The 317-nt window shown below is 30.6% G+C and carries 1 pseudogene; it reads right to left on the bottom strand.

The features are described 5' to 3' along the window. Positions 1–317 (bottom strand): annotated as a pseudogene (locus KGF39_RS19640) (cell wall hydrolase); the annotation flags it as partial.

Raw genomic sequence — 317 nt, forward strand, 5'->3', positions numbered from 1 at the left:
TTATCATTGTATAATGTTCTTTTGTTATAGAACTTATCTTATTACATGCTCCACCACCTACGACATAAAGATTTTGCGTCTGACCTGGTACATAGTCTTTTATATCACATATCAGTATTTTTCCATCATTATAACCCCAACCAACAATAGTTGCAGAGATTTTATCAACTTCTCCATCATAAACGATTGCATGTTTGTACATCTGTTTAACTCCTTCGTTATCTATTTTTTTATTTAATATACCCTCAGCAATCAACTTTGCAACTGTATTTTTATTTTTAATGTAATAATCTGTATCTGCTTTACTATCCACGAAG

The sequence above is a fragment of the Clostridioides sp. ZZV14-6345 genome (assembly GCF_020657775.1).
Taxonomy (GTDB): Bacteria; Bacillota; Clostridia; order Peptostreptococcales; family Peptostreptococcaceae; genus Clostridioides; species Clostridioides difficile_D.